At 69.2% G+C, this 21,266-nt stretch carries 20 protein-coding genes; 17 read left to right on the top strand and 3 right to left on the bottom strand.

The features are described from left to right. The first annotated feature begins 34 nt into the window (after positions 1-34). The 6 genes from CFB52_RS15125 to CFB52_RS15100 all read left to right on the top strand — a co-directional run bounded on the left by CFB52_RS15125 (position 35) and on the right by CFB52_RS15100 (position 5,401). Positions 35-1,186, top strand: a complete 1,152-nt coding sequence (locus tag CFB52_RS15125) for a VanZ family protein (protein WP_099316858.1) — start codon at positions 35-37, stop codon at positions 1,184-1,186. Between the two features lie 144 nt (positions 1,187-1,330). Next, complete coding sequence (locus tag CFB52_RS15120) at positions 1,331-1,648, top strand: ferredoxin (protein ID WP_050018157.1); 318 nt, start codon at positions 1,331-1,333, stop codon at positions 1,646-1,648. A 13-nt stretch (positions 1,649-1,661) separates the two neighbouring features. Continuing rightward, the gene (locus tag CFB52_RS15115; protein WP_012329296.1) at positions 1,662-2,306 is read left to right on the top strand and encodes an alpha/beta hydrolase; all 645 of its coding nucleotides are present in this window, start codon (positions 1,662-1,664) and stop codon (positions 2,304-2,306) included. A gap of 501 nt (positions 2,307-2,807) precedes the next feature. Continuing rightward, positions 2,808-4,118 (top strand): D-alanyl-D-alanine carboxypeptidase family protein, encoded by a 1,311-nt coding sequence (locus CFB52_RS15110; protein WP_099316857.1) that lies wholly within the window; start codon positions 2,808-2,810, stop codon positions 4,116-4,118. Between the two features lie 48 nt (positions 4,119-4,166). Beyond that, on the top strand, positions 4,167-5,093 hold the full coding sequence (locus CFB52_RS15105; RefSeq protein WP_099316856.1) for a D-amino acid aminotransferase: 927 nt from the start codon (positions 4,167-4,169) through the stop codon (positions 5,091-5,093). Continuing rightward, a complete protein-coding gene (locus CFB52_RS15100) occupies positions 5,093-5,401 on the top strand; it encodes a YbeD family protein (protein WP_011546305.1) in 309 nt (102 codons plus the stop codon). Before CFB52_RS15105 ends, CFB52_RS15100 begins: the two co-directional genes overlap by 1 nt. Positions 5,402-5,423: 22 nt before the next feature. Here CFB52_RS15100 and CFB52_RS15095 read toward each other — a convergent pair whose 3' ends face one another. Beyond that, positions 5,424-6,413: a transcriptional regulator GcvA gene (locus tag CFB52_RS15095; protein ID WP_059576008.1), complete on the bottom strand. Its 990-nt coding sequence runs from the start codon at positions 6,411-6,413 to the stop codon at positions 5,424-5,426. 102 nt (positions 6,414-6,515) lie between these two features. Here CFB52_RS15095 and CFB52_RS15090 point away from each other — a divergent pair, with 102 nt between their 5' ends. The 6 genes from CFB52_RS15090 (at position 6,516) to CFB52_RS15065 (ending at position 11,747) form a co-directional block, all read left to right on the top strand. Next, positions 6,516-6,842, top strand: coding sequence for a DUF2917 domain-containing protein (locus tag CFB52_RS15090; protein WP_059576155.1), 327 nt, complete (start codon positions 6,516-6,518; stop codon positions 6,840-6,842). Positions 6,843-6,926: 84 nt separating this feature from the next. After that, positions 6,927-7,682: a lipoyl(octanoyl) transferase LipB gene (gene lipB, locus CFB52_RS15085; RefSeq protein ID WP_059576011.1), complete on the top strand. Its 756-nt coding sequence runs from the start codon at positions 6,927-6,929 to the stop codon at positions 7,680-7,682. Beyond that, positions 7,675-8,667, top strand: coding sequence for a lipoyl synthase (lipA, locus tag CFB52_RS15080; protein WP_059576014.1), 993 nt, complete (start codon positions 7,675-7,677; stop codon positions 8,665-8,667). The genes lipB and lipA overlap by 8 nt, the downstream gene beginning before the upstream one ends. A gap of 257 nt (positions 8,668-8,924) precedes the next feature. Beyond that, on the top strand, positions 8,925-9,941 hold the full coding sequence (gene tauA, locus CFB52_RS15075) for a taurine ABC transporter substrate-binding protein (protein ID WP_059576016.1): 1,017 nt from the start codon (positions 8,925-8,927) through the stop codon (positions 9,939-9,941). Positions 9,942-9,981: 40 nt separating this feature from the next. After that, positions 9,982-10,779, top strand: a complete 798-nt coding sequence (locus CFB52_RS15070; protein WP_059576019.1) for a taurine ABC transporter ATP-binding protein — start codon at positions 9,982-9,984, stop codon at positions 10,777-10,779. Further along, positions 10,779-11,747 carry an ABC transporter permease subunit gene (locus CFB52_RS15065; protein WP_060312449.1) on the top strand — a complete coding sequence of 323 codons (969 nt, stop codon included), beginning with the start codon at positions 10,779-10,781 and terminating at the stop codon, positions 11,745-11,747. Before CFB52_RS15070 ends, CFB52_RS15065 begins: the two co-directional genes overlap by 1 nt. A 49-nt stretch (positions 11,748-11,796) precedes the next feature. Here the strand turns inward: CFB52_RS15065 and ggt are convergent, their stop codons facing one another. Continuing rightward, positions 11,797-13,674 (bottom strand): gamma-glutamyltransferase, encoded by a 1,878-nt coding sequence (gene ggt, locus CFB52_RS15060; RefSeq protein ID WP_099316855.1) that lies wholly within the window; start codon positions 13,672-13,674, stop codon positions 11,797-11,799. Between the two features lie 95 nt (positions 13,675-13,769). Continuing rightward, a complete protein-coding gene (locus CFB52_RS15055; protein WP_059576029.1) occupies positions 13,770-14,732 on the bottom strand; it encodes a LysR family transcriptional regulator in 963 nt (320 codons plus the stop codon). Between the two features lie 263 nt (positions 14,733-14,995). On the opposite strand from CFB52_RS15055, the gene CFB52_RS15050 reads away from it, so the two are divergent. The 5 genes from CFB52_RS15050 (at position 14,996) to CFB52_RS15030 (ending at position 21,258) form a co-directional block, all read left to right on the top strand. Further along, positions 14,996-17,137, top strand: a complete 2,142-nt coding sequence (locus CFB52_RS15050) for a 3-hydroxyacyl-CoA dehydrogenase NAD-binding domain-containing protein (RefSeq protein ID WP_059576032.1) — start codon at positions 14,996-14,998, stop codon at positions 17,135-17,137. A gap of 29 nt (positions 17,138-17,166) precedes the next feature. Next, a complete protein-coding gene (locus CFB52_RS15045; RefSeq protein WP_059576035.1) occupies positions 17,167-18,363 on the top strand; it encodes an acyl-CoA dehydrogenase family protein in 1,197 nt (398 codons plus the stop codon). Positions 18,364-18,377: 14 nt separating this feature from the next. Continuing rightward, the gene (locus CFB52_RS15040) at positions 18,378-19,523 is read left to right on the top strand and encodes an acyl-CoA dehydrogenase family protein (RefSeq protein WP_060009021.1); all 1,146 of its coding nucleotides are present in this window, start codon (positions 18,378-18,380) and stop codon (positions 19,521-19,523) included. Between the two features lie 29 nt (positions 19,524-19,552). Then, positions 19,553-20,758, top strand: coding sequence for a CaiB/BaiF CoA-transferase family protein (locus CFB52_RS15035; RefSeq protein WP_060966608.1), 1,206 nt, complete (start codon positions 19,553-19,555; stop codon positions 20,756-20,758). A gap of 194 nt (positions 20,759-20,952) precedes the next feature. Further along, positions 20,953-21,258 carry a DUF485 domain-containing protein gene (locus CFB52_RS15030; protein WP_059576041.1) on the top strand — a complete coding sequence of 102 codons (306 nt, stop codon included), beginning with the start codon at positions 20,953-20,955 and terminating at the stop codon, positions 21,256-21,258. The last annotated feature ends 8 nt before the right edge of the window (positions 21,259-21,266 follow it).

The following is a 21,266-nucleotide window of genomic DNA, read 5'->3' as shown; positions in this document are numbered from 1 at the left end:
TGCATCCGCGATTGCATCCGCAATTGCATCCGCGATGAACGTGCCGGGCACGCATCGCGCGTCGCCGCTCGCGCGGCAGGCGTTTGCCGCTTACGCGGCGCTGATCGTCTATGCGTCGCTGTATCCGTTCGATGGCTGGGTGTCGCTCGGCATCGGTCCGTTCGATTACCTGCTCGCGCCGATGCAGCGCTACGTGACGGCGTTCGACGTGGTCACGAACGTGCTCGGCTATCTGCCGTTCGGCGCGCTCGGCGTGCTGGCGCTGCACCCGCGCTGGCGGGGCGTGGCCGCGACGCTGATCGCGGGCGCGCTCGGCGTGCTGCTGTCTGGCGCGTTGGAAGCGCTGCAGACCTACCTGCCGACGCGCGTCGCATCGAATCTCGATCTCGGCGCCAACGCGCTCGGCGCGCTGCTGGGCGCGGCGCTCGCCGCGCCGGCCACCGGCGCGCTGCTCGACCGCGGCGTGCTGCGCCGGCTGCGCTTCGCGTGGCTCGAGGCCGACGGTTCGACGCCGCTGCTGCTCGCCGCGCTGTGGCCGTTCGCGATCGTGTTTCCGTCGCCGTTCCTGTTCGGCATCGGCGACTGGCCGGCCGCGCTGTGGGAGCGCGCCGACGCGTCGATGCAGGACGCGCTGCTCGCGTGGCTGCCGGCCGCGTGGCACGTCAGCGAATGGCCCGAGCGGGTCGACGGCTGGCTGTCCGATTCCGCGTGGGAAGCCGTGCTCGGCGGGCTGATGCTGTTCGCGGCGCTGGCGATCGCGTCGCTCGCGATGCGCCCGCGCGCGCCGCGCATCCGGCTGCTCGTCGCGCTGGTGGTCGCCACGCTCGTGCTGAAGGCGGCCGCGACGTTCATGCAGTCGGCCACCGGCCTCGTCGTCGTGTGGGCGACGCCCGGCGCGCGGCTCGGCATCGAGCTCGGTTTCGCGGCGGCGCTCGTCGCCTTGCGCGTGCCGGCAACGTGGCGCGCGATGCTCGCGGCGCTCGCGCTCTTGGCCGGCGTCGCGCTCGTGAACCTGCTGCCGGTCAACCCGTTCTTCGACTTCACGCTGTCGGGCTGGCGGCAGGGCCGCTACGTGCACTTCAACAGCCTCGCGCGCTGGCTCGCGTGGATCTGGCCCTACGCGGCGCTGATCTGGCTCGGCCAGCGCGTCGAGCACGCGTGGCTGCCGGCCGCGCTGCGCCGCTGACGCGGCAGCCGGCGGCGGCCGCGCCGCGGGCAGCCGCGTGCGCCGGTCGCTATAATCGTCCGCATCCTCCGTTGCCGCGTCGCGCAACGGCAATTCATCGCCCCTCTTTGCGCACGGCCTCGCGCCGGGCCGCTCGTCATCACCATGGATTCCTACTACCAGCACCACGTCTTCTTCTGCCTGAACCAGCGCGATCCGGGCGCCGAGCGTCCGAGCTGCGCGCAATGCAATGCGCAGACCATGCAGGAATACGCGAAAAAGCGCGTGAAGGAGCTCGGTCTCGCGGGGCCCGGCAAGGTCCGCATCAACAAGGCCGGCTGCCTCGACCGCTGCGAGGAAGGGCCGGTGATGGTCGTGTATCCGGAAGGCACGTGGTACACGTACGTCGACCAGGCCGACATCGACGAGATCGTCGAGTCGCACCTGCGCGACGGCAACGTCGTCGACCGCCTGAAGATCTGAGCGGGCCGGCGCAATGAACGTTCATACGCAGAAATCGCTGATCGCGGGCCCGGTCGGCCAGATCGAAATCGCGGTCGACCTGCCCGACGCCGTGCGCGAGGGCGGCGCCGCGCCGCGCGGCATCGCGCTCGTCGCGCATCCGCATCCGCTGTTCGGCGGCACGATGGACAACAAGGTCGCGCAAACACTGGCGCGCACGCTCGTGCAGCTGAATTACGTCGTCTACCGGTCGAACTTCCGCGGCGTCGGCGCGACCGAAGGCGTGCACGACAACGGCACGGGCGAGGCCGACGACCTGCTCGCGGTGCTCGCGCACATGCGCGCGCAGCCCGCGTATGCGGATCTGCCGCTCGTGCTCGCGGGTTTCTCGTTCGGCACCTTCGTGCTGTCGCACGTCGCGAAGCGCCTGCGCGACGCGGGCGAGACGATCGAGCGGATGGTGTTCGTCGGCACGGCCGCGAGCCGCTGGCAGGTGGCCGACGTGCCCGAGAACACGCTCGTGATCCACGGCGAGACCGACGACACGGTGCCGATCGCGTCGGTGTACGACTGGGCGCGGCCGCAGGAGCTGCCGGTCGTCGTGATTCCCGGCGCCGAGCATTTCCTTCATCGCAAGCTGCACGTGCTGAAGCGCATCATCGTCGACGCGTGGCGCTAGCCCGCATGCGGGCGCCGGCCTGAGCCCGGTGCGTATCACGTACCGGCGCATCCGGTCGGTGCGCACTCCTTGCCGCGCGCAACCTCGCGCGACATCGCGCCGCACCGCGCACTGCCGGCTCAGGGGCGGCGCAACGCGACTTGCACGCCGCCTGCACCCGCCTTTCGCGCGGCTTCGCGCATGCCTGCCCGCTGCATTCCCGTGTCATGCTCTCGCAGCCGATAGCCGGGCGCCTGCCGCCAGGTTCGCGAAAACGCCGTTCGCGGCCACGTATAATGGCCGCTTCCGCGTTGCCCGCGGCCCGGCTGGGCCCATGCGGCGCTCGTTTCGCCGCCTGTCCGCCCGCTCGCGACGGCCGCGAACCGAACGCGCCCGCACGAGTCCAACCGGCGCGTTTCGCGTCGCCCGACGGTGTCGGGCGAGCGCCCGACACGCCCGCCGCCTTGCCGTTCAACCCTGCGCGTTTCGCACCGCACTTTCTGCCATCAGCCTGAATCGATCATGCGTCTGTCTTCCCAAGGCCTCAAGTCCCTCGCTTCCTCCATCGCCTTCGGCACCGCCGCGCGCAACGTCGCGCTCGGCGTGATGCTGCCCGTCGCGCTCGCCTCGACGATCGTCGTCGCCGAGGCGAAGCCGGCCGCCAAGGCCAAGGCCGCGCATGCGGCGCCGGCCGCCGAGCAGTTCACCGGCGCGCCCGCGACCTACATGCCGGGCGCGGTGCCGCCGCCGGGCGTGAACGCGCGCTCGTGGGTGCTCGTCGACGCGACGAGCAACACGGTGCTCGCATCGGGCAATGCGGACGAACGCGTCGAGCCGGCGTCGCTGACGAAGCTGATGACGGCGTACCTCGTGTTCGAGGCGCTCGACAAGAAGAAGATCTCGATGGAGCAGATCGTCACGCCGAGCGAGGCCGTGCGCCGCGTCGGCCGCGACGAGTCGCGCATGTTCATCGAGGCGAACAAGCCGGTGTCCGTGCACGACCTCGTGTACGGGATGATCATCCAGTCGGGCAACGATGCCGCGATCGCGCTGGCCGAACTCGTCGGCGGCAGCGAAGGGCAGTTCGTCACGCTGATGAACGACGAGGCGCAGCGCCTCGGCATGAAGGGCACGCACTTCGCCGACGTGAACGGCATGCCCGACCCGAACCACTACACGACGGCCGGCGACCTCGCGAAGCTGTCCGCCCACCTGATCCGCGATTTTCCGCAGTACTACGGCATCTTCTCGGAGAAGGAATTCAAGTACAACAACATCCGCCAGGGCAACCGCAACCGGCTGCTGTGGCTCGACCCGACGGTCGACGGCCTGAAGACGGGCCACACGCAGGCGGCCGGCTACTGCCTGATCGCATCGGCCAAGCGCGCGATTCCGGGCGTCGACGGCCAGCGCCGCCTCGTGTCGGTGATGATGGGCGAGCAGAAGGAAAGCGACCGCACGCAGGACAGCATGAAGATGCTGAACTACGGCTACAGCGCGTTCGATTCGGTGCGCCTGTTCAAGGGCGGCCAGGCGATCTCGACGCCGCGCATCTACAAGGGCAAGGACAATACCGTGCAGGTCGGCGTGAAGAGCGACCAGTGGGCGACCGTGCCGCGCGGCCTCGGCGACAAGGTCAAGACCGAAGTGGACGTCAACGCGCCGCTGATCGCGCCGCTCGCGCAAGGCCAGCAGGTCGGCACCGTGAAGATCGTCGCCGACGGCAAGACGCTGTCCGAATTCCCGGTCGTCGCGCTGCAGGCCGTGCCGGAAGCGGGTATCTTCGGTCGTATCTGGGACTCGATCCTGCTGATGTTCAGCAAGAAGAAGTAAGCGCGACGGGCCTTTGTTTTCACGACTTCATCCCCATCTGACATAGCCATGAGCCAAGCCGAATTCGAACCGATCGTCTACCTCAGCGTCTCGTCGCAGGAGGAACTGGTGCCGCTGTCCGAAGCCCGTGTGCCGGTGCTCGACCGCGGATTCATCTTCGGCGACGGCGTGTATGAAGTCGTCCCCGTTTATGCGCACGACGGCGCGCACGTGCCGTTCCGGATCGAGCAGCATCTGGACCGGCTCGCGCGCAGCCTGAAGAAGATCGGCATCGACAACCCGCACGACGCGGCGGGCTGGCGCGCGCTGATCGAGCGGCTGGTCGCGGCGAACGCCGAAGGCCTCGGCGACGGCAACGCGCTCGTCTACCTGCAGGTCACGCGCGGCGTCGCGAAGCGCGGCCACGCGTTCCCGGCGAACGCGGTGCCGACCGTGTTCGCGATGACGAGCCCGCTGCGGCTGCCGTCGGAAGAGGAGCGTGCGAGGGGCGTGCGCTGCGTGACGGCCGAGGATCGCCGCTGGCTGCATTGCGACATCAAGTCGATCTCGCTGCTCGGCAACGTATTGATGGCGCAGCATGCGGCCGAACGCGATGCGTTCGAGACGATCCAGCTGCGCGACGACAACGTGACCGAAGGGTCGTCGTCGAACGTGTGGATCGTGAAGAACGGCGAACTGTTCGCGCCGCCGCGCAGCAACAGGATCCTCGAAGGGATCCGCTACGCGCTCGTCGAGCAGTTGGCCGAGGAATGCGGGATCCGGTTCGTCGCGCGCGAGATCAGCGAGGTCGAGCTGCGCTCGGCGGACGAAATCATGATCACGTCGGCCACGAAGGAAATCCTGCCTGTCACGTCGCTCGACGATCTGCCCGTGCAGGGCGGCAAGCCGGGGCCCGTGTTCGCGGCGTTGTACGACGCGTACCAGCGTGCGAAGGCACGCGAGTTTGAACAGTTTGACCTAACCCGGAGAAAGTGATGAGCGAACCGACCAAAACCGTCGAGGTGACCGGCGCGATCGAGACCCGGAAGGAGTCGCTGCTGGAGTTTCCGTGCGATTTCCCGATCAAGATCATGGGCAAGGCGCACCCCGAGTTCAAGGACACGATCTTCAAGGTCGTCGCCGTTCACGACAACGAGATCGACGTGGAGAAGATCGAGGAGCGCGCATCGAGCGGCGGCAATTACACGGGCCTCACGATCACCGTGCGCGCGACGAGCCAGGAACAGCTCGACAACATCTACCGCGCGCTGACCGGCCATCCGATGGTCAAGGTCGTCCTTTAAGCGTCCGTTCCGGCGTGCGGGATCAGCGCAAACGGCCGCTGATCCCTTTCCATCCTCCCTCCAGCGCGCACTCGGCGGGGCATTTCCCCGCCGCGCGCCGCGCGTCCAGCTCGTCGCACAGCCGCTTGAATTCGGCCACTTCCTCGAACAGCCAGGTCCGGAACGCCTGCACGCGCGGCGTGTTCAGCAGCGGCGGCGGACACACGAAAAAATAGTGCCACGGGCTCGGCCCGTCGATGTCGAACAGGCGCACGATGCGCCCGTCGAGCAGGTCGTGCACCGCGAGCGAGCGGCGCACCAGCGCGATGCCCTGGCCCTCGATCGCGGCCAGCAGCAGGTTCGACGAATCCTGGTACAGGATCCCGCGTTTCGGCTCGGTCAACGTATCGAGCCCGGCCGCGTCGAACCACGGCCGCCACAGTTCGTCGTCCGAGCGCAGCAGCGGGTAGTGCACGAGATCGGCGGGCGTCTGCGGCAGCTTGCCGCCGTTCAGCGTCGGCGCGCACGCCGGAAAGAACACCTCCTCGAACAGCGGCTCCACGTGGAGCCCCGGATAGCTGCCGAAGCCGAAGCGGATCGCGAGATCGACGTCGTCGCGCGCGAAATCGGTGAGCGAGTTGGTCGACTGCAGCTCGACGTCGATTTCCGGATGCCGTTCGATGAACGTGCCGATGCGCGGCGTGATGAAGCGCGCGGCGAACGACGACAGCATCGACACCACCAGCCGCCGGTCGCGGTCGCTCGCGCGCACGTCGCGCGTCGCGTCGGCGATCACCATCAGCGCGGTGCGGACCTGCTGCGCGTAGCGCATGCCGGCGTCGGTCAGGCACAGCCGCTTGCCGTTGCGGGTGAAGAGCTGCACGCCGAGCTCCTCCTCGAGCGCGCGCACCTGGTGGCTGACCGCGCCGTGCGTGACGAACAGCTCGTCGGCGGCGCGCGAGAAGTTCTCGTGGCGGGCGGCGGCCTCGAACGCGCGAATCGCGTTCAGCGCCGGGAGCTGGCGGAGGTCCATTTGCTAATTTTCCTCACATCGTCGTGAAAATTGGTCGTTTGGTCGGACGCCTTTGAATGACTACGATTGTAGCCATCGAAGCACTTATTGGCGGAGTCGATCATGCAAGAAATCTCTTCAAGCATCACGTTCGAAATTCCCCCGGGCGAAACCGTGCCGATGAAGGTGCAACGCAGCACGCGGCTGACCGTCCAGTGCGGGCCGGTCTGGGCGACGCGCAGCAACGACGTCGACGACTACTTCCTGGCCGACGGCGAGACGCTCAAGCTGCGCCGCGGCGAACGGCTGTGGCTCAGCGCGGAAGGCCGCCAGGGCGCGTGCGTCGCGTTCTCGGTGTCGCGGCCGCCGCGGGAGGTCGCGCTCGGCGGGCTGACCCGGCTGCGCGAACGCGTGAGCGCGCTGTTCCACGACGGCTGGCGCACCGTCTGACCCTCGTTTCATCCGACGGATACCGGCGATCCGTCCCCCTGCCCAGGCCGGCGAGACCCACGGGTTTTCGGTAAACTACCGCCCATGTCCGTTTCGCCGGTTTCCATCGTGTCCACGCCTGTCGCCGTTTCCGCATCGCCCGCCGGAGCCCCGGATCAGCCGGCCCAGCCGGTCACCGTGCGGTGGCGGGGCCGCGAGGCGTACGAAGCGAGCTTCGACGCGATGCGCGCGTTCACCGACACGCGCACGGCCGACACCGGCGACGAGATCTGGGTGGTCGAGCATCCGCCCGTCTACACGCTCGGCCAGGCCGGCGACCCCGCGCACCTGCTGGTGGCCGACAGCGGTGTGCCGCTCGTGAAGGTCGACCGCGGCGGGCAAATCACCTACCACGGCCCCGGCCAGATCGTCGTCTACCTGCTGCTGGACTTGCGCCGGCGCAAGCTGATGGTGCGCACGCTCGTGACGAAGATCGAGGAGGCCGTGATCGAAACCCTCGCGGCGTATAATCTCGCTTCGGTCCGCAAGGCGGGCGCGCCGGGTATCTACGTGGCATCCGGCGTGCACGAGGGCGCGAAAATCGCCGCGCTCGGCCTGAAGATCCGCAACGGCTGCAGCTATCACGGGCTGAGCCTGAACGTGAAGATGGATCTGCGCCCGTTTCTTGCGATCAATCCGTGCGGCTATGCCGGACTGGAAACCGTCGACATGGCGAGCCTCGAGGTTGCCGCCGACTGGAACGACGTCGCCCACACGCTGGTGGGGCGTCTGATCGCCAACCTCGACGGCGCACCCGCGGCCGCCGACAAGCCGCACGCACTGGAACAATCGAATGACTGACGTTACCGCTTCTCCCGCACCGGCCGATTCGGCCGCGACCCCGGCCTACGATCCGACCGCCAAGCAGAAGGCGCAGGCGAAGACGGCGCGCATTCCGATCAAGGTCATTCCGATCGAGAAGCTGAAGAAGCCCGAGTGGATCCGCGTGAAGGCGGCCACCGGCAGTTCGCGCTTCAACGAGATCAAGACGATCCTGCGCGAGCACAACCTGCACACCGTGTGCGAGGAAGCGAGCTGCCCGAACATCGGCGAATGCTTCGGCAAGGGCACCGCGACGTTCATGATCATGGGCGACAAGTGCACGCGCCGCTGCCCGTTCTGCGACGTCGGCCACGGCCGTCCCGATCCGCTCGACGCGGACGAACCGAAGAACCTCGCGCGCACGATCGCCGCGCTGAAGCTCAAGTACGTGGTGATCACGAGCGTCGACCGCGACGACCTGCGCGACGGCGGCGCCGCCCACTTCGTCGAATGCATCCGCGAAGTGCGCGAGCAGTCGCCCGACACGCGCATCGAGATCCTGACGCCGGATTTCCGCGGCCGTCTCGACCGCGCGATCTCGATCCTGAACGCCGCGCCGCCCGACGTGATGAACCACAACCTCGAAACGGTGCCGCGCCTGTACAAGGAAGCGCGCCCGGGTTCGGACTACGCGCACTCGCTGAAGCTGCTGAAGGACTTCAAGGCGCTGCATCCGGACGTCGCGACGAAGTCGGGCCTGATGGTCGGCCTCGGCGAGACCGAAGAGGAAATCCTGCAGGTGATGCGCGACCTGCGCGCGCACGACGTCGACATGCTGACGATCGGCCAGTACCTGCAGCCGTCCGAGCACCACCTGCCGGTGCGGGCTTACGTGCATCCCGATACGTTCAAGATGTACGAGGAAGAGGCGTACAAGATGGGCTTCACGCACGCGGCCGTCGGCGCGATGGTGCGCTCGAGCTATCACGCCGATCTGCAGGCGCATGGGGCGGGGGTGGTCTGAGCGCCGCGTTCGCGTCCGTCGGCAGAAGTCCCGCAATTCACAAAGCCCGCAGCGATGCGGGCTTTTTCGTTGGCGCGGCGGTTATCCGTGCCTGCGCACGGCAATCGTTACCCGACCGGACGCGCAATCCGGTCGAGCATGAAAAGCAAAGCTGAAACGGCATCGATAGCTTCGCAGGATAAGTTCGCTCCCGCCGCGCGCAAAGCCCGTAAAGTCGGCTCTCCCGCAGCAATGCCCGTATTCCGAAGGAGAGCCGCATGTCCCGTTTCAGCTTCATCCGCCGCGCCGTCGTCGCGCTGACCGCCTTTGCCGCGCTCGGCGCGGCGCACGCCGAATCGCGCGAGGTCGTGATCGCGTACCAGGACATGGTCGTGCCGTGGCGCTACGCGCAGGCGAGCGGTGAAGTCGAAAAGGCGACCGGCTACAAGGTCACGTTCCGCAAGCTCGACAGCGGCGCCGACGTGATCCGCGCGCTCGCGTCGGGCTCCGTGCAGCTCGGCGAAGCCGGGTCGAGCCCGATCGCGGCCGGCCTGTCGCAGGGGCTCGACATCTCGCTGTTCTGGGTGCTCGACAACATCAACGACGCCGAGGCGCTCGTCGCGCGCAACGGCTCGGGCGTCACGAGCATCGCGGCGCTGAAGGGCAAGAAGATCGGAGTGCCGTTCGTGTCGACGTCGCATTTCCATACGCTCGTCGCGCTGCAGGCCGCGGGCGTCAATCCGAACGACGTGAAGATCGTCAATCTGCGCCCGCCCGAAGTCGCGGCCGCATGGACGCGCGGCGACATCGACGCGACCTATATCTGGGATCCGGTGCTCGCGAAGGTCAAGCAGTCGGGCACCGTGCTGACGACGTCCGGCCAGGTGGCGAAAGAAAGTGGCAAGGCGACCTTCGACGGCTTCGTCGTGAGCCGCAAGTTCGCGCGCGAGAACCCCGAGTTCGTCACGCGTTTCGTGAAGGTGCTCGCGGCGGCGGACGCCGACTACCGCGCGCATGCGGCGGCGTGGAAGGTCGGCTCGCCGCAGGTCGCGGCGGTCGCGAAGGTGTCCGGCGCGAACGCGCAGGACGTGCCGGCCAGCCTCGCGCTCTACGCGTTCCCGACGGCGGCCGAGCAGGCATCGCCGACGTGGCTCGGCGGCGGCGCGCAATCGGGCGCCGCGAAGTCGCTCGCGGCCACGGCCACGTTCCTCAAATCGCAAGGCACGATCCAGACGGTGCTCGCCGACTATTCGGTGGGCGTCGATCCGCAGTTCGTGCAGAAGGCCGCGCGCTGAGCGCGGCCGTTCAGCCCACTCGTCGCGGAGCCCTTCGATCATGAGCACGCTGGAAGTCCGTCAGGTATCGGTCGCCTACCCGGGCGAGCGCGGCAGGCCGACGACGCAGGCGCTCGCGCGCGTCGACCTGCGCATCGATGCCGGTGAATTCGTCGTCGCGCTCGGTGCATCCGGGTGCGGAAAGACGACGCTGCTCAACTGCATGGCCGGTTTCGTCGCGCCGACGACGGGCGACGTGCGCGTCGACGGCGTGCCGGTCACGGGCCCCGGCGCCGATCGCGGCGTCGTGTTCCAGAAATACGCGCTGCTGCCGTGGCTCGACGTGCTCGACAACGTCGCGCTCGGGCTGCGCTTCGCGCGCGTGCCGAAGGCCGAGCGCGAAGCGCGGGCGCGCGAGATGCTCGCGCTCGTCGGCCTCGAGCGTCATGCGCATGCTCGCGTGTACGAGCTGTCGGGCGGGATGCAGCAGCGCGTCGGCATCGCGCGTGCGCTCGCGAGCGACCCGCGCGTGCTGCTGATGGACGAGCCGATGGGCGCGCTCGACGCGATGACGCGCGGGACGATGCAGGCGCTCGTGCTCGACGTGTGGGCGCGCACCGGCAAGACGGTGTTCTTCATCACGCACGACGTGGAGGAGGCGTTGTTTCTCGCGACGCGTCTCGTCGTGATGACGCCAGGCCCCGGCCGCATCGCAGAAACCTTCGCGCTGCCGTTCGCTCGGCGTTACGTCGAATCGCGCGATGCGCGCGCGGTGAAGTCGTCGCCGGAATTCATCGGCTGGCGCGAGCGGCTGATCGCGTATCTGCATCGCGACGACGCAGTCGCGGAGCCCGCGTGATGAGCGAGCTCGCGCGACACGGCGTGGCCGTCGGGCGCGGCCGGAACAGCACTTTGCACAGGCAGGACGACATGAGCACGCAGGATTCCTGGGCGGCCGATCGCGCGCCCGCCGATTTCGAAGAACGGGATGCGCGCGCGGCGCAGCGGCGCCACGCGGCGCGTCCTGCACGCCCATCGCACCGCTACCGGTTGCCGGGGCAAGGGAAAACGGCCGCGCTCAGCACGGCGACGATCGCGGCGCTGGCCGTGCTGTGGTGGGTCGCGACGCATCTGCAGTGGCTGCCGCCGCTGTTCCTGCCCGCGCCCGAAGCGGTGTGGACCGCGTTCGTCGACGCGTGGCACGGCCGTATCCAGGGCGGCCTGCCGCTGTCCGACCATCTGTTGTGGAGTGCCGCGCGCGTGTTCGGCGCGTTCGTGCTCGCAACCGCGATCGGCGTGCCGGCCGGCATCCTGATGGGCGTGAGCCGCATCGCGCGCGGCGTGCTCGATCCGCTGCTGGAGTTCTATCGGCCGCTGCCGCCGCTCGCCTATCTGCCGCTCGTCGTGATCTGGTTCGGCATCGACGAGACGGCGAAGCTCGTCGTGATCTTCCTCGCGTGCTTCGCGCCGATCGCGATGGCCGCGCGCGCCGGCGTGCGCGCGGCGACGGTCGAGCAGATCAACGCCGCGTATTCGCTCGGCGGCAGCTTCGCGCAGATCGTGCGCCACGTGGTGCTGCCCGCCGCGCTGCCGGAAATCCTCACCGGGCTGCGGATCGCGATCGGGTTCGGCTGGACGACGCTCGTCGCGGCCGAGATGGTCGCCGCGACGGCCGGGCTCGGGCAGATGGTGCTCAACGCATCGAGCTTCCTGCGCACCGACATCGTCGTGATGGGCATCCTGATCATCGGCGCGATCGCGTGGCTGTTCGATCTCGCGATGCGCTGGGTCGAGCGGCGAGTGGTGCCGTGGAAGGGAAGGGGTTGACGTCATGCAGGCAGCGGCGGCGCACGCGCGTCGCCGCTGCCTGTCGCACTCATTCCCCCATCGCGACCCCTTCCCGCCGAGGATCGGCCCCGCCGAACCACACCGTCTGCCCCTGCACGTTCAACCGCTGGATCCCCTGAATCCCCGAGTTCATCTCGACGACCTTCACGTCGTGCCCGCGGCCCTTCAGCCCGTCGGCGAGCGCGTCCGACACGCGGCCGCGTTCGAGCTGCGTCGGCCCGTTCATCGACCCGAAGTTCGGCAGCGCGATCGCCTGCTGCATCGTCATGCCCCAGTCGAGCACGCCGACCAGCGTCTTCGCGACGTGATTGATGATCGCGGGGCCGCCGGCCGAGCCGACGATCATCGTCACCTGCTTCGTCTTCTTGTCGAACACGAGTTCCGGCGACATCGCCGAGCGCGGCCGCTTGCCGGGCTGCACGCGGTTGGCGACCGGCCGGCCGTTGTCGTTCGATGCGAACGAGAAATCGGTCAACTGGTTGTTCAGCATGAAGCCGCGCACCATCAGCCGCGAGCCGAACGCATCCTCGATGCTGGTCGTCATCGACAGCGCCTGCCCGTAGCGGTCGACGATCGCGATGTCGGACGTCGACGGCAATTCGGGGCTGCGGTCGTCGGCCAGCGCGAGCGTCGCGCCCTGCGGCGTGCCGGCCTGCGCGACGCCCATGCTGGTGTCGCCGATCAGCCGCGCACGCTGCGCGAGATAGGCCTTGTCGGTGAGGCTCGCCCAGTTGCCGCCCGGCAGCGGCACGAAATCGGGATCGGCGACGTAGCGCGCGCGGTCCGCATACGCGAGGCGCCCGGCCTCGCTGAACAGATGCGCGGCGAACGGCGTCGGCTCGTAGCCGACTTCGTTGCGCACCGGCTTCTGCGCGCCGATCTGCTGCCAGTCGGGCATCGCCTCGAGCATGCCGAGCATCTGCGCGATCGCGAGGCCGCCCGACGACGGCGGCGGCATTCCGCACACGACCGAGCGCCGGTAGTCGGCGCACAGCGGCGCACGCACCTTCGCCTGGTAGCGCGCGAGATCCTGCAGCGACAGCAGCCCCGGGTTGCTCGGGTGCTTGCGTACCTTCGCGACGATGTCGCGCGCGATCGCGCCGTTGTAGAACGCGTTCGCGCCGCGGTCGGCGACCTGACGCAGCACGGTCGCGAGCGCCGGGTTCTTCAGCACCGTGCCGGCGGCCTTCGGCGTGCCGTCGGCGTTGTAGAAATAGGCGCGGGCCGCCGGATCGTTCTTCAGGTACCTGTCGTTCGCGATCAGCATCGCCAGGCGCGGGCTGATCGTGAAGCCGCGCTCGGCGAGCCGGATGGCCGGCTGGAACAGCCGCCGCCACGGCAGCTTGCCGTGCGCGCGGTGCGCGGCGTCGAGCATGCGCAGCACGCCCGGCGTGCCGACCGAGCGTCCGCCGACGACGCCTTCGTAGAAACTCATCGGCTGGCCGGTCGGCCCGTAGAAGAGGCGCTCGGTCGCGGCGGCCGGCGCGGTTTCGCGGCCGTCGTACGCCTGCGTCGCCTTGCCGTCGAAGTACAGCATGAACGCGCCGCCGCCGATGCCCGACGATTGCGGCTCGACGAGCGCGAGCACCATCTGCGTCGCGATCGCCGCGTCGATCGCGGTGCCGCCCGCCTTCAGCATGTCGTAGCCGGCCTGCGTCGCGAGCGGGTTCGCGGCCGCGATCATGAAGTGCTGCGAGGTCCAGCCCGGCTTGTCGGTCCAGCCGGACGACAGCTCGGGCGCGTGGAAGCCGGGCAGCGGCACGGCCGCGCCCGATGCGGCGGCGACGGGCACCACCGCGCTGGACGACGGCGCGGACGGGGACGTGCAGCCGGCGCCGAACGTGACGAGCGCGACGGCGGCAGCGAGCGTCCAGGGACGCGAATGCGGACGAATCCGGTCGAACATTGAACCCTCGGCGGCAGTGAATTCGAACGAGACGGCGGCGTTGATGTTGACGTTGAGGTCGGCGCGGGCGCAACGGCGCTGCCCGCCCCGGCGCGCTATTGTCGCCGTGCGCCCGGCGGCTTGTCATCCGACAGGAAACCCTGACGCATCGCGCCGGGCCCGCCCCGGCCGGTCTTTCCGGCCTGTTCGAGGATGAACTCTATGAACGTGGCGGTGGCGCGCGTGTGGTGGCGGTTCGGCATGTACAGCATGTACATGTGCGTGCCGAAGATACTGAGCCGGTATGCGTCGAGCGACGTGACGACGGTGCCGTGCCGCAGGTCGTCCTGCATCACGTAGTCGGGCACGATGCCGACGCCGATCCCCGCGAGGATCGCCTGGCGCAGGAAGAGGAAGTTCTCCGAAATCAGCGTCGGTTCGAGCAGCACCTCGTGGCGCTCGTCGCCGAGATACGCGGCGATCCGCAACTGCCGGCCGAGCACCGTCGCGGTGACGACCGGCGCGGCGGCCAGCGCGCCGAGCGTCGCGGGCATCCCGTGCGCGGCCGCGAACGCGGGCGACGCGCACGCGACGTAGCGCACCGCGCCCATGTCGCGCGCGACGAGGTTCTGCGGCGGCTCCGACATCACGCGGATCGCGATGTCGACTTCGTCGCGCATCAGGTCTTCCACGCGATTCTCGAACACCACGTCGAGCACGATGCCCGGATGCAGCCGCTTGAACGCGAGCAGCCACTCGGACATCACCATCTGCCCATAGCCGCTCGGCACCGACAGCCGCACGCGGCCCTGCAGGTCCTGCCCGAGCGTCGTCACCGATTCCTGCGCGGCCAGCAATTCGTTGCGGATGCGCCGGCCATGCTCGTACAGCTTGAGCCCGATCTCGGTCGGTTCGATGCGCCGCGTCGTGCGCCGCACGAGCTGCTGGCCGATCGAGCGTTCGAGCTGGTTCAGCCGGTAGCTGACGTTCGCCCGGCTCATCTTGAGCCGCTGCGCGGCCTTGCTGAGATTGCCCGCGTCGAGGATCTCGACGAGCAGCGTCAGCGCGTTCAGGTCCATCCGGGGGTCTCCTGATCCGTCCCGCTTAAAGGGCCGAAACAACGGGCCGAAACGGTTCGAAAGCATTCAATGTCAAGTCGGACTTGACAGCTTGTAAAGGCGCGCGGGAATTGTCAATGAATCTCGATCAATCGAGAATCGAGTCATGCCCGGCAACCACGCCGGACCGTTTCCCGCCGCGCGGGACCCCGCTCGCGAACCGGCGTCGCCCGCCGACCCGGCGGCCGGTCCCGCCCGCCCGGCGCACCGCACCCGGAGACACGATGAATTCACCCGCTTCCCCCGAAACATCCGCCACCGCCACCGGCACCGTCACGCGCGAACGGCGCGACAAGGTGCTCGTCGTCACGATCGATCACCCGCCCGTCAACGCGTTGTCCGCCGACGTGCGGCGCGGCCTCGCCGACGCGATCGACGCCGCGCAGGCCGACGACGCGATCCGCGCGGTGCTGATCGTCGGCGCCGGCCGCAACTTCATCGCGGGCGCCGACATCCGCGAATTCGGCAAGCCGCCCGTGCCGCCGTCGCTGCCCGACGTGTGCGAGCGGATCGAATCGGGCGCGAAGCCGGTCGTGGTCGCGCTGCACGGCGCGACGCTCGGCGGCGGCCTCGAGGTCGCGCTGGCCGCGCATTACCGGCTCGCGGTGCCCGGTGCGAAGCTCGGGCTGCCCGAAGTGACGCTCGGCCTGCTGCCCGGCGCGGGCGGCACGCAGCGCGCGCCGCGCCTGATCGGCGCGAAGGCCGCGCTCGACCTGATGCTGACGGGCCGCCATGCGAGCGCCGAGGAAGCGCTCGCGCTCGGCCTCGTCGATCGCATCGCGCACAGCGACGACACGCTCGCCGAAGGGCTCGCCTATGCGCAGGAACTCGTGTCGCTCGGCGCGCCGGTGCGCCGCACGCGCGACGCGCAGGGCCTCGCCGACCGCGCGGCCGCGCAGGCCGCGATCGATGCGGCGCGCGCGGAATTGCCGAAGAAGTCGCGTGGCCTTTTCTCGCCGGCGAAGATCGTCGACGCGGTCGAGGCCGCGCTCACGCAGTCGTTCGACGCGGGGATGAAGCTCGAACGCGGCCTGTTCCTGCAGTGCGTCGACAGCCCGCAGCGCGCGGGCCTCGTTCATGCGTTCTTCGCGGAACGCGAGGCGGCGAAGGCGCCCGAGGCGCGGCACGCGAGCGCACGGCCGGTCGAGCGGATCGGCGTGGTCGGCGGCGGCACGATGGGCGCGGGCATCGCGGTCGCGGCGCTCGACGCCGGGCTGCCGGTGACGATGATCGAGCGCGACGAAGCGTCGCTCGCGCGCGGCCGGGCGCACGTCGAGAAGGTGTACGACGGCCTCGTCGCGAAAGGGCGGATGACGCCGGCCGCGCACGCGGCGCGCCTCGCGCGCTTCAAGGGCAGCACGTCGTACGACGCGCTCGCGCAGGCCGACGTCGTGATCGAGGCCGTATTCGAGGACATGGCCGTGAAGCAGGCGGTGTTCGCCGAACTCGCCCGCGTGTGCAAGCCGGGCGCGGTGCTCGCGACCAACACGTCGTATCTCGACATCGACGCGCTCGCCGCGAGCATCGACCGGCCGGCCGACGTGATCGGCCTGCATTTCTTCTCGCCGGCCAACGTGATGAAGCTGCTCGAGATCGTCGTGCCGGCGCGCGTGAGCGCGGACGTCGTCGCGACCGCGTTCGCGCTGGCCAAGCAACTGAAGAAGACGCCGGTGCGCGCGGGCGTGTGCGACGGCTTCATCGGCAACCGGATCCTCGCCGTCTACCGGACGGCGGCCGACTATCTGATGGAAGACGGCGCGTCGCCGTACCAGATCGATCGCGCGGTGCGCGGGTTCGGCTTCCCGATGGGTCCGTTCCAGGTCGTCGACCTCGCGGGCGGCGACATCGGCTGGGCGACCCGCAAGCGCCGCGCGGCGACGCGCGATCCGAACGCGCGCTACGTGGAGATTTCCGACCGGCTGTGCGAGCGCGGCTGGTTCGGGCAGAAGACCGGCCGCGGCTACTACCTGTATCCGGACGGCGCGCGTGTCGGCACGCCCGACCCGGAAGTCGAGGCGATCGTCGCGGAAGAGCGCGCGAAGAAGGGCGTCACGCCGCGCACGTTCACCGATGAAGCAATCCTGCGCCGCTACCTCGCCGCGATGATCAACGAAGGCGCGAACGTCGTGCACGAGAAGATCGCGCTGCGCCCGCTCGACGTCGACGCGGTGTTCCTGTACGGCTACGGTTTTCCGCGTTACCGCGGCGGCCCGATGCACTACGCGGACACGGTCGGCCTCGCGAACGTGCTTGCCGATATCCGCGCGTTCGCGAAGGAAGATCCGCTGTTCTGGAAGCCGTCGCCGCTGCTCGTCGATCTCGTCGCGCGCGGCGCGGATTTCGCGAGCCTGAACCGCATCGACTGAACGCCCACCGCATCCGCAACGGACCTACGATGAACCTCGATTTCACTCCCGAAGAGGAAGCGTTCCGCACCGAAGTGCAGCGCTTCCTGCAAGCCGAACTGCCCGAGCGCATCGCGCGCAAGGTGAAGGGCGGCCTGCACTTGACGCGCGACGACATGCGCGAATGGCACGCCATCCTCAACGCGCGCGGCTGGCTCGCGAGCCACTGGCCGCGCGAATACGGCGGCCCCGGCTGGAGCGTCGCGCAGAAGTTCCTGTTCGACAACGAATGCGCGCTCGCCGGCGCGCCGCGCATCGTGCCGTTCGGCGTGAACATGCTCGGCCCCGTGCTGATCAAGTACGGCAGCGACGCGCAGAAGCGTCACTGGCTGCCGCGCATTCTCGACGGCACCGACTGGTGGTGCCAGGGCTACTCGGAGCCGGGCGCCGGGTCCGATCTCGCGTCGGTGAAGACCACCGCGGTACGCCACGGCGATCACTACGTCGTGAACGGCCAGAAGACATGGACCACGCTCGGCCACTACGCGAACATGATCTTCTGCCTCGTGCGCACCGCGACCGACGTGCGCAAGCAGGAAGGCATCAGCTTCCTGCTGATCGACATGAACACGCCGGGCGTCGAGGTCCGCCCGATCATCACGCTCGACGGCGAGCACGAGGTGAACGAGGTGTTCTTCACCGACGTGCGCGTGCCGGTGGAGAACCTGGTCGGCGAGGAGAATCGCGGCTGGACCTACGCGAAATACCTGCTCACGTACGAGCGCACCAACATCGCGGGGATCGGCTTCTCGACGGCCGCGCTCGACCGGCTGCGCGCGGTGGCCGCGAAGGTCATGAAGAACGGTCGGCCGCTCGCCGACGATCCGTTCTTCGCGGCGCGCGTCGCACGCGTCGAGATCGAGCTGGAAAACATGCGCACGACCAATCTGCGCGTGCTGGCCGCGGTCGCGGGCGGCGGCGTGCCGGGCGCGGAAAGCTCGATGCTGAAGATTCGCGGCACGCAGATCCGCCAGGAGATCACCGCGCTGATGCGGCGAGCGATGGGGCCGTACGCGCAGCCGTTCGTCGATGAAGCGCTCGATGCCGATTACGACGGCGAACCGGTCGGCCCGGAAGAAGCCGCGAGCGCCGCGCAGCAGTATTTCAACAACCGGAAGCTGTCGATCTTCGGCGGCTCGAACGAGATCCAGAAGAACATCATCGCGAAGATGATGCTCGGGCTGTGACGAGGGACGCGACGATGGATTTCCAGCACACAGAAGACCGCCGGATGCTGGCGGACACGTTGAACCGCTTCATCGCCGAACAGTACGCGTTCCCGGTGCGCGACCGCATCGCGCAGTCGGCCGAAGGCTTCGACCGCGCGATGTGGCGGCGCTTCGCCGAACTCGGTACGGTCGGCGCGCTGTTCGCCGAAGCCGACGGCGGCTTCGGCGGCGCGGGCTTCGACATCGCCGTGGTGTTCGAATGCCTCGGGCGCGGGCTCGTCGTCGAGCCGTTCCTCGGCGCGCTGCTCGCAGGCCGTGCGCTCGCGCTCGCCGGCGGCGATGCGCATCGCGAGCGGCTCGCCGCGCTGATCGACGGCAGCGCGAGCGCCGCGTTCGCGCACGACGAACCGGGCTCGCATTACGAGCTGACGACCGTGCGCACGCGCGCCGAACGTGCGGGCGACGGCTGGGTGCTGACGGGCGCGAAGGGCGTCGTCGACCAGGCCGCGCAGGCGGCGTTCTTCGTCGTCAGCGCGCGCGTGTCGGGGCGCGACGACGATGCGGCCGGCATCGGCCTGTTCGTCGTGCCGGCCGATGCGCCGGGCGTGTCGCTGCGCGATTACAAGAAGATCGACGGCGGCCGCGCGGCCGAAGTGCGCTTCGAGCGCGTCGCGCTGCCGGCCGATGCCGCGCTCGGCGCGCCGGATGCGCTCGGCGGCGAAGCGGGCGCCGAGTTGCTCGAGCGCGTGCTCGGCTACGGGCTGCTCGCGCTGTCGGCGGAAGCGCTCGGCGCGATGGACGTCGCGAAGGCGCACACGCTCGACTACCTGCGCACGCGCAAGCAGTTCGGGATGCCGATCGGCAGCTTCCAGGCGCTGCAGCACCGGATGGCCGATCTGCTACTCGAAGTCGAGCAGGCGCGCTCGGCCGTGATCAACGCGGCCGCGCAGCTCGATGCGCCGCGCGTGGTGCGCGAGCGCGCGCTCGCCGCGGCGAAATACAGCATCGGCCGGATCGGCACGCTCGTCGCGGAGGAAAGCATCCAGCTGCACGGCGGGATCGGGATGACGTGGGAGCTGCCGCTGTCGCATTACGCGAAGCGTCTCGTGATGATCGATCACCAGCTCGGCGACGAGGATCACCACCTCGCGCGCTACATCGCGCTGTCGAAACAATAAGCGGCGAAACGCGAATGGAGGAGACAAGGATGACGAACGACACGCGCGCGCTGCCGCTGGCCGGCGTGAAGGTGCTCGATTTCTCGCGCGTGCTCGCGGGTCCGTGGTGCGCGATGGTGCTCGCCGATTTCGGCGCGGAGGTGATCAAGGTCGAGCATCCGGCGCGCGGCGACGATACGCGCGACTGGGGGCTGCGGATCGGCGACACCGAAACCACCTATTTCAACAGCGTGAACCGCAGCAAGCGGTCGATCTGCGTCGACCTGCAGACGGAAGCCGGCCGGCGCATCGCGCGCGAGCTGGCCGCGCAGGCCGACGTGGTGATCCACAACTTCAAGTGCGGCGGCGCGGAGAAGCTCGGGCTCGGCTACGACGCGTTGGCCGAACTGAATCCGCGGCTCGTGCATTGCGCGATCTCCGGCTACGACCGCTCCGGCCCGGAGGCCGCGCGGCCCGGCTACGACCTCGTCGTGCAGGGCGAGGCCGGGCTGATGGCGCTGAACGGCGAGGCCGGCCAGCCGCCGCTGAAGTTCGGCGTCGCGGCGGTCGACCTGTTCACCGGCATGTATTCGGCGCAGGCGATCCTCGCCGCGTTGTACGAACGCCATGCGACCGGACGCGGGCGGCGCATCGAGATGGCGCTGTTCGACTGCGGGCTGATGATCACCGCGTACTACGGGCTCGACGCGCTGCTGATGGGCGCGGACCCGCCGCGCTACGGCAACGCGCATCCGTCGATCGTGCCGTACGGCGTGTTCGACGCGGCCGACGGCCCGCTCGTGATCACGGTCGGCAACAACACGCAGTTCGCACGCTTTTGCGATGCGATCGAGCGGCCCGATCTCGCGGCGGACGAACGCTACAGGACCAACCTCGGCCGCTCGGAGAATCGCGCCGACCTGCTGCCCGAGATTCGTGGCGAACTCGCGCGCCGGTCGCGCGCGACGCTGCTGGCGGCGCTCGCCGAGGCGGGCATTCCGTGCGGCGAAGTGCTCGGATTGCACGAAGCGCTGACGTCCGAACGCGCGACCCGCGCCGGGCTCGTCACGCGGCAGCCGCATCCGGTCGCGGGCGGCGTCGACGTGCTCGCGCCGCCGTACCGCTTCGACGGCGCGCGGCTGCCGGTGCGCGGCGCGCCGCCGGTGCTCGGCGCGGATACGGAGGCGGTGCTCGGCGGCTGGCTCGGGATGTCGGCGGAGGACGTCGCGCGGCTGCGGGCGGATCGCGTCGTGTAACGCATTGATGTGCCGCCACGGCGCGGGCGGATGCCGATCACGCGCCGATCATCCACAAGACAGCTCTCGCGACGACGAGGCGACTTGCCCTGCGGGGACCTGAGTAGGCGCTGAAGCGCCAACTCAGTTCGTCCGCGAAGCATGGGACCAGAGTAAGTGCTAAAGCACTAACTCTGGTCGACACCGGAGACAACATGGAGCTTTCCGTCATCGAATCGGTCACGGCGCGCCGCGACTACCAGCAACTCGTGCGCGCACGGCGCCGCTTCAGCTTCACGCTCACCGCGCTGATGATCGCCACGTACTACGGCTTCATCCTGCTCGTCGCGCTCGCGCCGCACGTGCTCGCCGCGCCGCTGTACCGCGGCGCGACGACGACGGTCGGGATCGCCGCGGGCGTCGCGATCATCCTGATCGCGATCGGCCTGACCGCGTGCTACGTGCTGCGCGCGAACCGTGCGTTCGACCGCCGCGTCGACGCGATCCTGCAACGTCCGTGACGGAGGCC

The sequence above is a fragment of the Burkholderia sp. AU18528 genome, assembly GCF_002223215.2.
Taxonomy (GTDB): domain Bacteria; phylum Pseudomonadota; class Gammaproteobacteria; order Burkholderiales; family Burkholderiaceae; genus Burkholderia; species Burkholderia semiarida.
This window is presented reverse-complemented; position numbering and strand designations above follow the sequence as displayed.

Excerpts from the sequence above, each read along its gene's own strand:
- CFB52_RS15125 (WP_099316858.1), top strand. The coding sequence starts at position 35 with ATGAACGTGCCGGGCACGCATCGCGCGTCGCCGCTCGCGCGGCAGGCG.
- CFB52_RS15120 (WP_050018157.1), top strand. The coding sequence starts at position 1,331 with ATGGATTCCTACTACCAGCACCACGTCTTCTTCTGCCTGAACCAGCGC.
- CFB52_RS15115 (WP_012329296.1), top strand. The coding sequence starts at position 1,662 with ATGAACGTTCATACGCAGAAATCGCTGATCGCGGGCCCGGTCGGCCAG.
- CFB52_RS15110 (WP_099316857.1), top strand. The coding sequence starts at position 2,808 with ATGCGTCTGTCTTCCCAAGGCCTCAAGTCCCTCGCTTCCTCCATCGCC.
- CFB52_RS15105 (WP_099316856.1), top strand. The coding sequence starts at position 4,167 with ATGAGCCAAGCCGAATTCGAACCGATCGTCTACCTCAGCGTCTCGTCG.
- CFB52_RS15100 (WP_011546305.1), top strand. The coding sequence starts at position 5,093 with ATGAGCGAACCGACCAAAACCGTCGAGGTGACCGGCGCGATCGAGACC.
- CFB52_RS15095 (WP_059576008.1), bottom strand. The coding sequence starts at position 6,413 with ATGGACCTCCGCCAGCTCCCGGCGCTGAACGCGATTCGCGCGTTCGAG.
- CFB52_RS15090 (WP_059576155.1), top strand. The coding sequence starts at position 6,516 with ATGCAAGAAATCTCTTCAAGCATCACGTTCGAAATTCCCCCGGGCGAA.
- lipB (WP_059576011.1), top strand. The coding sequence starts at position 6,927 with ATGTCCGTTTCGCCGGTTTCCATCGTGTCCACGCCTGTCGCCGTTTCC.
- lipA (WP_059576014.1), top strand. The coding sequence starts at position 7,675 with ATGACTGACGTTACCGCTTCTCCCGCACCGGCCGATTCGGCCGCGACC.
- tauA (WP_059576016.1), top strand. The coding sequence starts at position 8,925 with ATGTCCCGTTTCAGCTTCATCCGCCGCGCCGTCGTCGCGCTGACCGCC.
- CFB52_RS15070 (WP_059576019.1), top strand. The coding sequence starts at position 9,982 with ATGAGCACGCTGGAAGTCCGTCAGGTATCGGTCGCCTACCCGGGCGAG.
- CFB52_RS15065 (WP_060312449.1), top strand. The coding sequence starts at position 10,779 with ATGAGCGAGCTCGCGCGACACGGCGTGGCCGTCGGGCGCGGCCGGAAC.
- ggt (WP_099316855.1), bottom strand. The coding sequence starts at position 13,674 with ATGTTCGACCGGATTCGTCCGCATTCGCGTCCCTGGACGCTCGCTGCC.
- CFB52_RS15055 (WP_059576029.1), bottom strand. The coding sequence starts at position 14,732 with ATGGACCTGAACGCGCTGACGCTGCTCGTCGAGATCCTCGACGCGGGC.
- CFB52_RS15050 (WP_059576032.1), top strand. The coding sequence starts at position 14,996 with ATGAATTCACCCGCTTCCCCCGAAACATCCGCCACCGCCACCGGCACC.
- CFB52_RS15045 (WP_059576035.1), top strand. The coding sequence starts at position 17,167 with ATGAACCTCGATTTCACTCCCGAAGAGGAAGCGTTCCGCACCGAAGTG.
- CFB52_RS15040 (WP_060009021.1), top strand. The coding sequence starts at position 18,378 with ATGGATTTCCAGCACACAGAAGACCGCCGGATGCTGGCGGACACGTTG.
- CFB52_RS15035 (WP_060966608.1), top strand. The coding sequence starts at position 19,553 with ATGACGAACGACACGCGCGCGCTGCCGCTGGCCGGCGTGAAGGTGCTC.
- CFB52_RS15030 (WP_059576041.1), top strand. The coding sequence starts at position 20,953 with ATGGAGCTTTCCGTCATCGAATCGGTCACGGCGCGCCGCGACTACCAG.